This is a genomic window from Pseudomonas sp. 05T35 (assembly GCF_056396605.1).
The window spans coordinates 1-9,004 of the sequence record NZ_JBFTLU010000157.1 but is presented as its reverse complement, the minus strand read 5'-3'; the positions used below and the strand labels follow the sequence as shown (position 1 = coordinate 9,004).

11 protein-coding genes and 1 pseudogene are annotated in these 9,004 nt (G+C 58.0%); 7 read left to right on the top strand and 5 right to left on the bottom strand.

Translation table 11 applies throughout. From position 1 onward, the window contains the following. Window positions 1–20 precede the first annotated feature (20 nt). The 3 genes from AC1DH9_RS14130 (at window position 21) to AC1DH9_RS14120 (ending at window position 2,162) form a co-directional block, all read left to right on the top strand. Entirely contained in the window at window positions 21–647 is a 627-nt protein-coding gene (locus tag AC1DH9_RS14130) for an alanyl-tRNA editing protein (protein ID WP_427532561.1), read from the top strand. Window positions 648–751: 104 nt separating this feature from the next. Further along, complete coding sequence (locus AC1DH9_RS14125; RefSeq protein ID WP_427545263.1) at window positions 752–1,522, top strand: 2OG-Fe(II) oxygenase; 771 nt, start codon at window positions 752–754, stop codon at window positions 1,520–1,522. Window position 1,523: 1 nt separating this feature from the next. Beyond that, window positions 1,524–2,162, top strand: a complete 639-nt coding sequence (locus tag AC1DH9_RS14120; RefSeq protein ID WP_427545261.1) for a LysE family translocator — start codon at window positions 1,524–1,526, stop codon at window positions 2,160–2,162. Window positions 2,163–2,225: 63 nt separating this feature from the next. On the opposite strand, the gene AC1DH9_RS14115 is transcribed toward AC1DH9_RS14120, so the two are convergent. From AC1DH9_RS14115 to AC1DH9_RS14100, 4 genes are all read right to left on the bottom strand, one after another. Continuing rightward, window positions 2,226–2,990: an ABC transporter ATP-binding protein gene (locus AC1DH9_RS14115; protein ID WP_103317702.1), complete on the bottom strand. Its 765-nt coding sequence runs from the start codon at window positions 2,988–2,990 to the stop codon at window positions 2,226–2,228. Between the two features lie 103 nt (window positions 2,991–3,093). Next, entirely contained in the window at window positions 3,094–3,804 is a 711-nt protein-coding gene (locus AC1DH9_RS14110) for an ABC transporter permease (RefSeq protein WP_054593373.1), read from the bottom strand. Beyond that, the gene (locus tag AC1DH9_RS14105) at window positions 3,801–4,529 is read right to left on the bottom strand and encodes an ABC transporter permease (protein WP_427532553.1); all 729 of its coding nucleotides are present in this window, start codon (window positions 4,527–4,529) and stop codon (window positions 3,801–3,803) included. The genes AC1DH9_RS14110 and AC1DH9_RS14105 overlap by 4 nt, the downstream gene beginning before the upstream one ends. A gap of 57 nt (window positions 4,530–4,586) precedes the next feature. Further along, window positions 4,587–5,366 (bottom strand): transporter substrate-binding domain-containing protein, encoded by a 780-nt coding sequence (locus tag AC1DH9_RS14100; RefSeq protein ID WP_054593375.1) that lies wholly within the window; start codon window positions 5,364–5,366, stop codon window positions 4,587–4,589. A 170-nt stretch (window positions 5,367–5,536) separates the two neighbouring features. Between AC1DH9_RS14100 and AC1DH9_RS14095 the strand changes: the two genes are divergently transcribed. The 4 genes from AC1DH9_RS14095 to AC1DH9_RS14080 all read left to right on the top strand — a co-directional run bounded on the left by AC1DH9_RS14095 (window position 5,537) and on the right by AC1DH9_RS14080 (window position 8,621). Further along, window positions 5,537–5,887: a hypothetical protein gene (locus AC1DH9_RS14095; protein ID WP_427545259.1), complete on the top strand. Its 351-nt coding sequence runs from the start codon at window positions 5,537–5,539 to the stop codon at window positions 5,885–5,887. A 454-nt stretch (window positions 5,888–6,341) separates the two neighbouring features. Continuing rightward, complete coding sequence (locus tag AC1DH9_RS14090) at window positions 6,342–7,583, top strand: type II and III secretion system protein family protein (protein ID WP_427532549.1); 1,242 nt, start codon at window positions 6,342–6,344, stop codon at window positions 7,581–7,583. Between the two features lie 35 nt (window positions 7,584–7,618). After that, window positions 7,619–8,329: a tetratricopeptide repeat protein gene (locus AC1DH9_RS14085; RefSeq protein WP_427545257.1), complete on the top strand. Its 711-nt coding sequence runs from the start codon at window positions 7,619–7,621 to the stop codon at window positions 8,327–8,329. Between the two features lie 19 nt (window positions 8,330–8,348). Next, entirely contained in the window at window positions 8,349–8,621 is a 273-nt protein-coding gene (locus AC1DH9_RS14080; protein WP_054593378.1) for a DUF3613 domain-containing protein, read from the top strand. Between the two features lie 192 nt (window positions 8,622–8,813). Here AC1DH9_RS14080 and AC1DH9_RS14075 read toward each other — a convergent pair. Next, window positions 8,814–9,004 (bottom strand): annotated as a pseudogene (locus AC1DH9_RS14075) (type II secretion system F family protein); the annotation flags it as partial.

The following is a 9,004-nucleotide window of genomic DNA, read 5'->3' as shown; positions in this document are numbered from 1 at the left end:
CTTTAATAAGGGCATGGAATATGACGCTTCGCCTCTTTTTCCATAGTGATGACCTCAAAGCCAATGTGGAAGTCCTGGATTGCACGCCCTCCGAGAACGAGTTCGCCGTGGTGCTGCGCGCCACCTTGTTCCACCCTCAGGGCGGTGGCCAGCCTTGTGATACCGGCTGGATCGGCGAAAGCCAGGTACTGCGGGTAGTCCAGGAGCAGGATCGGGTGGTGCACTACGTCGATCAACCGGTAAAACCGGGAATGACCTCGATCAAGGTCGACGAAGAGCGCCGCCAGCTCAACAGCCGCTTGCATTCAGCCGGCCACTTGATCGGTCATTTCGCCGAAACCCGGGGCTGGACGCCGATCAAGGCGCACCACTGGCCGGGCGAAGGCCGGGTTACATTCCAGCCAGGGGAAACGTCGCAGGAGCTCGACGCCGAGGTTATGCAAAATGCCCTCGCACAGTGGATTGCCAACGACCTGCCACGCCTGACTTCGCTGCGTGAAGGCGCGCGGGAAATCGGTTTCGGCGAGTTGCCCGCCTATGGCTGCGGCGGCACTCATGTACGGCGCCTACAGGAATTAGGCAAGGTCACAATCGCGTCCCTCTCGCAGAAGAAGGGCACGCTTTCAGTTCGCTACGACGTGGACTGAACCTTTCGGCGATGTCGCTCCGGCACCGGAACCGCGCCATCGCGTGAAGCCTGGGGAGCCTGCGTTCGCGGGCTCGACGACAATCTGATAGATGGATCTAAGACATGATGCTTGACGTCGAGCGTCTCGATGAGACGTGCATACAAAAGCTGGCCAACGAAGAAGTACTCGCCATTCGGCTGAAGAGCTTTATCGCCGAGCCCCTCGCCATCCAGATTGGCGACAAGATTCTCGCCCCCGGCTTCGAGGGCTACATCAACGCCCCCAGCATCGGCCGCATCGGCATGGCGTTCTATGAAGCAGAAAACCAGCCCCTGCTGATCGAAGACTATTTCGAGCGAGCCACCTCCAACATCGCCGAACTGCGGGCTCGTTGCGCGCCCTACTCCTCACCTGTCGACACCTTGCGCTGCATGCTCGACGAGTCATGGCCGGCCGGTGCTCACCTGGAAAATCTCTATGGCCGCAAGATGTACGTCGGCCTGTCCCGCGTGGTCAAACCCGGGGTGTGCTTTCTCGCCCATCACGACATTTTCGCCAAGGACGCCCCCGACAGCTTTCAGGCCAAGAGCCTGGAGGCGCAATTTGCCTGCAACGTTTACCTGAATATGCCAACCGAAGGTGGCGCGCTACAGATGTGGGACCACGACATCTCGCCGGACCAGTTCGACGAAATGCGCGGCGACAGTTATGGCATCGACCCTGCCCTGCTCGGCCCTCCCGCACTGGAAATTCGCCCCGAGCCTGGCGACTTCATCATGTTCAATTCGCGGTGTATGCACTCGGTGACCCCGGGTGTGGCCGATCCGCGATTGAGTCTGTCGTTTTTTGTCGGTTATCGCGGCAATGCCTCACCCCTTACTTTCTGGAGTTGAAATGCTTTCGAACTACCTGGGCGAATTCCTTGCGCTGGCGACGATCCACTTTCTCGCCGTCGTTGCGCCGGGGCCTGATTTCGCAGTGACTATTCGCCAGAGCGTGCGCTTTGGGCGTCTGGTCGGGATATGCACCGCACTCGGCATTGGCGCGGGCATTTCGGTGCACGTGCTGTACACCTTGCTTGGGGTCGGCGCGCTGATGCACACCACTCCCTGGCTGCTGACCGTGGCCAAGGTCGTGGGTGGCGCCTACATTCTTTACCTCGGCGTAAGCCTGCTGCGCAGCAAACCCAAATCGACGATTGAAGGCGACAAGGTTGCAGAGGAACCTGCTGAACAACAGACCCTGTTCAAGGCATTCACCACGGGTTTTCTGACCAACGCCACCAATCCGAAGGCCACGCTGTTCTTCCTGGCAATTTTCACCACCCTCATCAGCGTCTCGACACCGCTGCAGATTCAGGCGCTGTATGGGCTGTGGATGTGCTTCGTGAACGCTGTGTGGTTTGTGATTGTGGCGCTGTTCTTTTCCAGCGCTCGGGTGCGACTGATGTTCATGCGTATGGGCCACTGGTTCGAGCGAACCATGGGGGTGATCCTGATTTTGTTCGCCGGACGCTTGATTCTGTCGATGTAAATCGTGCCCGCTCATAGCCGCTACAAGAGTTGGCGCAAATAGACGCGTAGATACCGGTGGTGCTTACTTCAGATTGCCACTGAGGAACTGCTTCAGCCGTTCGCTCTTCGGATTACCCAGCACATCTTCAGGCGCGCCCTCTTCCTCTACCCGCCCCTGATGCAGGAACAGCACCTGATTCGACACTTTGCGGGCGAAGCTCATTTCGTGGGTCACCATGATCATGGTCCGACCTTCTTCGGCCAGGCCCTGGATTACCTTGAGCACTTCGCCCACCAGCTCCGGGTCCAACGCCGAGGTCGGTTCGTCGAACAGCATGACTTCCGGCTCCATCGCCAGTGCGCGGGCAATCGCCACCCGCTGCTGCTGGCCGCCCGACAGGAACGCCGGGTACTGCTCCGCCACGCGGGCCGGCAGGCCGACCTTGTCCAGGTAACGCCGGGCGCGATCTTCAGCGTCTTTCTTGCTGACGCCCAACACCCGGCGCGGGGCCATGGTGATGTTTTCCAGCACGGTCATGTGGCCCCACAGGTTGAAGTGCTGGAACACCATCGCCAGACGGGTGCGCAGTCGTTGCAGCTCGGCATCGTCGGCCACGTGCATGCCATGGTGGTCTTTGACCATGCGAATCTGCTTGCCGTCCAGGCTCATCGCGCCGTCGTTGGGCGTTTCGAGAAAGTTGATGCAGCGCAAAAAGGTGCTTTTGCCCGAGCCGCTGGCGCCGATCAGGCTGATCACGTCACCGGTTTTGGCTTTCAGGGAAACGCCCTTGAGCACTTCGTGGCTACCGTAGCTCTTGTGTAGTTCTTCAACAGTCAATTTGTACATGTGCGCAAGCATCCTCTAAGGGAAAATGGGTCGCCGCTGCGTAGACGTCGCAAGCGGCGACAAAGCCCGTGGCCTGATGAACGGCCGTACAGAGCGCTAAGTCCTAGTGAGCCGGGCCCAGAAAAGCCAGCCAGCGACGTTCGGCAATGCGGAACAGTCCGACCAGCGCAAAGGTCACCAACAGGTAGATCAGCGCGGTAATGCCGAACGACTGAAAGGTCAAAAAGGTCGCCGAGTTGGCGTCCCGTGCCACTTTCAAAATGTCCGGGACGGTGGCGGTGAAGGCCACGGTGGTCGAGTGCAGCATGAGGATCACTTCGTTGCTGTAGTACGGCAACGAGCGACGCAGGGCCGACGGCATGATCACGTAGGCATAGAGCTTCCAACCCGTCAGACCGTAGGCTTTGGCGGCTTCGACTTCACCGTGGTTCATGCTGCGAATCGCCCCGGCGAAAATCTCCGTGGTGTAGGCGCAGGTGTTCAGGGCAAAGGCTAAGATGGTGCAGTTCATCGCATCGCGAAAGAACGCATCGAGCAGCGGTTGCGCACGGACTGCAGCCAGGCTGTAGATCCCGGTGTAGCAAATCAGCAACTGGATATACAGCGGTGTGCCGCGAAACAGGTAGGTGTAGAACTGCACCGGCCAGCGCACGTAAAGCTTGTTGGAAACCCGGGCAATCGACAGTGGAACCGACACCAGGAACCCGATGAAGATCGAGGCGCTGAGCAGCCACAGGGTCATGGCCAGGCCAGTGATGTGGTAACCGTCGCTATAGAGAAAAGGCTTCCAGTAGTCCTGCAGTAATTCGATCATCGTACAGCCTCCCGGGAACCTGCCGCGTAATGCCGTTCGAGCCAGCGCAGGACATAGTTCGACGCGCTGGTGATCACCAGGTAGATCAGCGCCGCCAACACCAGAAAAAAGAACAGTTGATAGGAGCTTTTACCGGCGTCCTGAGCGGCCTTGACCAGGTCCGCCAGGCCGATGATCGACACCAGCGCGGTGGCCTTGAGGATCACCATCCAGTTATTGCCGATGCCCGGCAGGGCGAAGCGCATCATTTGCGGGAACACCACGAAGCGAAAGCGCTGGGCACGGCTCAAGCCGTAGGCCGTGGCGGCTTCCATCTGCCCGCGGGGCACAGCGAGGATCGCGCCGCGAAAGGTCTCGGTGAAATACGCGCCGTAGATGAACCCCAGGGTGATGATCCCGGCGGCGAACGGATTGATCTCGATATATTCCCAGCCCAGCACCTCGGTGAAACTGGTCAACCAGGTTTGCAGGCTGTAGAAAATCAGCAGCATCAGCACCAGGTCCGGTACCCCGCGAATCAGCGTGGTGTAGAGCTGGGCCGGAATCCGCAACAGTTTGACGCTGGACAGTTTGGCACTGGCGCCGATCAGGCCGAGCAGAACGCTCAACAGCAGCGACAGTATCGATAACTTGACGGTCATCCAGGAGCCTTCCAGCAACAGAGGGCCGAACCCCTTCAAGCTGAATCCGGAGAGCCCGAGTGTCTGCAAAAGTGCTTCGAACATAATTCAGGAACCTATCGCGATAAAAAAGCGCCCGTCCCGAGGACGGGCACCGGGGCCTTACTTGCCGCTGTAGAGACTCAGATCACCGAAGTGTTTCTTCTGGATCGAGTCGTAGGTGCCGTCATCGTGGATCGCCTTGATGCCTTTATCGAGAAGGGCCTTGAGCTCGGTGTTGCCTTTGGCGATACCCACCGCCGTTTTAGCGGGCAACAACTCGCTGTCGATCGGTTGGCTGACCTCGTAATCAGCCCCTTGCGGCGACTTCAAAAAGCTCAGCTTGGCTTGCAGCATGTCCTGGATCGTGGCGTCGAGGCGACCGGACATCAAGTCCGCGTAAACCTGGTCCTGGTTGGCGTAGGCCTTGGTTTCTACCCCGGCCTTGTCCAGTACGGCCTTGGCGTAGGCTTCCTGGATGGTGCCTTGCTCGTAGCCGACTTTTTTACCCTTGAGCGAGGCTACGTCAGAAACGCTGGAGCCTTTCTTGTAGACCAGAGCGGTCGGGCCGGAGAACAGCTCGCTGGAGAAGTCGATGACTTTCTCACGGGCCGGAGTCACGGTCATGGAAGAGATCACGCCGTCGAACTTGTTGGCTTTCAGGCCTGGAATCGTGCCGTCRAAATCGCTCTCGACCCATTTGCACTTGACCTTCAGCTCAGCGCAGATCGCGTTACCCAGATCGATGTCGAAACCCACCAGGCTGCCGTCAGCCGCTTTGGACTCGAACGGAGCGTAGGAAGGGTCAACCCCAAAACGCAGCTCTTTGTACTCTTTGGCCGTGGCTACGCCTGCGGCCATGCACAAGGTCAAAGCAGAAAGGGTCAGCAATGTTCTTTTCATTATTATCAATTCCTAAAACCACTACGGGCGCTTGTGGCGCATGGGTGCTGTTACTGGAATGCGGGTGACGCTGTGAACCTGAACCTCAAGTACGTGCTTTGAAGCCATCTTGTGCGTCAACACTTTTCGAGGACTCTTACGCACACACACTTACTTGTACATACAAGCATATGCAATCAACCAGCCAACTCGCTGAATGGCAACTGAAGAAAGCTTTTGAAGCAACAGGAAGGCGTCTGGAACGGGGCTTTTGGAATGATCAAAAAAATCTTGAGGGTGGCCGAGCCGCTTTCGTGGATGTTACCGGAGCCACGTTTTTGCGCCGTGTTGGTGCATCCGGTAACAATTTGAAAGGACACATTACGTGTGGAAATACCCCGTCGCGGGGCCAGCTCGCGGGTGAATGCACAGCTCGAAAAACAGCAGCGCACCCACATTTGCACAGAAGTTTTTCTTCTAAACAATGGCGCTTTGCCTCGGTTGAACTACCTTCAAGCAAAGAGCAAATCATAGGGTTTTGAGTTGTCCACGTTTTGTTCAGCGATCAGATAGCGAATTGGCAGAAGGAGATACCTCACTATGATCCTGGCTGGCGTTTTTCTGCTTTGTGGCCTGATTGCCAGTTGTTTTTTGGGGGAACCACGTCGGCTGACAGCACTGTTTATAGCCACTGTTGCTGTCGAGCCTGTGCATATCGCTCCGGTCGGTTGCCTGTGCGAACCAAACAAGGTTGGCAAAAAACCTCATGTGCCCCGAGACCAGGTATCTGGATCACTAACGACAGTTTTAGCGCAGGTCGCGCGCAGGTCAGTCAGACCCGCGTATTGCACCTGTTAGCGCGCAGCACCCAGCAATATTGCCAGGACCATTAATGGTTAGTGGTCTGGTGAAGTGGAGGGCCGGCCCGGGCGCCATGAAGCGATCCAGGGTAACCAGGTTAGCCCGCAGATGGCCTATTCAGCGAGGATGCACTTAATGAGCTATCGTACCGTGCCCGCTTTCAAACGAATTATCCATGGCCTGTTGTGGATGGGCCTTGGTGTGGATGCGGCTCAGGCCGCGGCGAACAATTGCTCGCAACTGGCCAGTCTGCCCGCCGTGTTCGAGGTCGGCCAAGGGCTTCAGGATGAGTTGCGTATGCCAGTCCCGATCAAGCAACTGGCAGTGGGCGACCCGAAGGTTGCCGACGTGCAAACCAGCAGCAGCAACTCCTTTATCCTCACGGGTGTAGCTCCCGGAGCCACCAGCCTGATGGTCTGGACCGCCTGCTCGCCCACACCGCGCCAAAGCATGGTGTTCGTCAAGGGCAAGGCCACCGCAGCGCTGACCAGCGTGTCGACGGTGCCTTCTGCAGACCCGCTGTTGCCGAGCCAGGTGCAGACCGATATTCGCTTCGTCGAAGTCAGTCGCACCAAACTGAAAGAGGCCAGCACGTCGATCTTCGGCAAGAGCGGCAATTTTCTGTTCGGCTCGCCAGGCTCTGTACCCGGGGTGACCGTAACCCCCGGCCACATTGGTAATCTGGCGCCAAACATCCCGCTCAATAACGACACGTTCAATATCGGCTTTGGCGGCGGCAATGTGCTGGGGATGATCAATGCGCTGGAAGGCAGTGGCTTTGCCTATACCCTGGCGCGGCCGAGCCTTGTAGCACTCAGCGGACAAAGTGCGAGCTTCCTGGCCGGTGGTGAAGTGCCGATTCCGGTGCCCAGTTCAGGCAGCGACAACATCTCCATCGAATACAAGGAGTTCGGTGTCCGCCTGACCCTGACCCCGACCATCATCGACAAGGGTCGCATTGCCCTGAAGGTAGCACCCGAGGTCAGCGAGCTGGACTTCACCAAGGCCATCCAGATCGCCGGCACCGTGGTCCCGGCATTTACCGTGCGCCGTACCGATACCAGCATTTCCCTGGCCGATGGCGAAAGCTTCGTCATCAGCGGCCTGATCAGTACCAGCAACAGCTCCCAGGTGAACAAGTTTCCGGGGTTGGGCGATATCCCGATTCTCGGCGCGTTCTTCCGCAATAACTCCATCAACCGTGAAGAACGCGAACTGTTGATGATCGTTACTCCGCACCTGGTTCAACCGTTGGCAGTCAACGCAAAACTGCCGTCATTGCCGGGTGAGCAACTGCGCAATTACGACCCGAACTTCTACCGCATGTACTTCCTCGACAACGGTGATTTCGACAGCCGCATGGGGCTCTCGCAATGAGCCTGGTTCAACGTGTTGTAACCAGAGGACACTCAATGAAAGCGCTCATGGCAATAGCGGCGACGGTGATGCTCGCAGGGTGTGCCACAAATGGCCTGTCTTCGCGACCCAGTAGTTGCTCGAGCCCAAGCTCCGATCAGCAGTTGTCGCTGAACCTGGCCGACGACATGACCAACGATAGCCGTTTGTATGCCAGCCTGGCGAATCTGGAAGGGCTGCCTGATGACCTGCCGCAGGTTCGCCTGCGCAAGGCTCGAGTACTGCGCCTGCTGGGCCGTAACGAGGCCGAACCGTTGTACAAGAGCCTGCTCGGCACGTGCCTGGCCGCTGAAGGCGAGCACGGTCTGGGCCAGTTGGCCGTGGCCAGAAATGATAATGCGGCCGCGGTCGATCACCTGGAACGTGCGATGAGGATGGCCCCCACCGACGACAAAATCCGTAATGACCTGGGGGTCGTCTACCTCAACCAGCGTCGGCCCAATGAGGCACGCTTTCAGTTTATGACCGCCATGGAACTCAAGCCGTCAGACTCGCTGGCGGCACTCAATTTGGTGACGCTGCTGATCTATCAGGACAACTGGAAGCAGGCTGCCGAACTCGCAAACCGCGCCAGCCTGAGCCCCAAGCAAGTCTCGGATGCTCAAGCTCGCGCGGAAAGACTCAAGGCCCCGGCCAAAAAAGTGGTGGCTACCGAGGGTAAAGGCATGACAGAGGTAGTCAATGCCTCAGCCAATGCGATCAAGTAGACAAGACGAGGAGTCGCAAATGAATACCAAGAGGCTGTTGATAGTGTGCATGGCTTGCCTGTCCACGACCGCCTGGGCTATTGAGCCTGGGCCCTCTTCGGTGCCGCAGCAAGGCACGGAACAATGGATGCAACTACAGATTCGCGGCGTAGTGGCGTCCCCTCGACTGCAGAGCGTTTCGGCCACCGAACGTGACCTTTCCATGCAACGCTGGTTGGATAGTTTCACCCACCCGATTCCTGAACATTTTGACCAGAAGGCAGCGGGTAGCATGAGCAACGGCGGCAAATGAGCCACGTCAGTGGGCGATCCTCTGGCGTAGACCAACGTTACCTGGCAAGAACGTCAGGGCCAGGAACGTGCGTGGTTAAACGAATAAAAGGATAAAAGTGGATCAGGCGCCGGGCCTGATCCACTTTATATTTGCTCCACCCTGTGCTCCGACAGGAGCCGCCATCCTGCTTGGCAGCCCCCCCCGCTTATCTCACCCAAATGTTTTGAGCACCCCGAGCAGAGCCGGCCCAATAGCGACCAGGAAGAAGCTCGGCCACAGACAGAAAATCAGTGGGAATATCAACTTGGTACCAATTTTCGCCCCCATCTCTTCGGCTGCCTGCGTACGCCGGTCGCGAAACTCATCGGCGTAGATGCGCAGGGTATCGGCCACACTGGTAC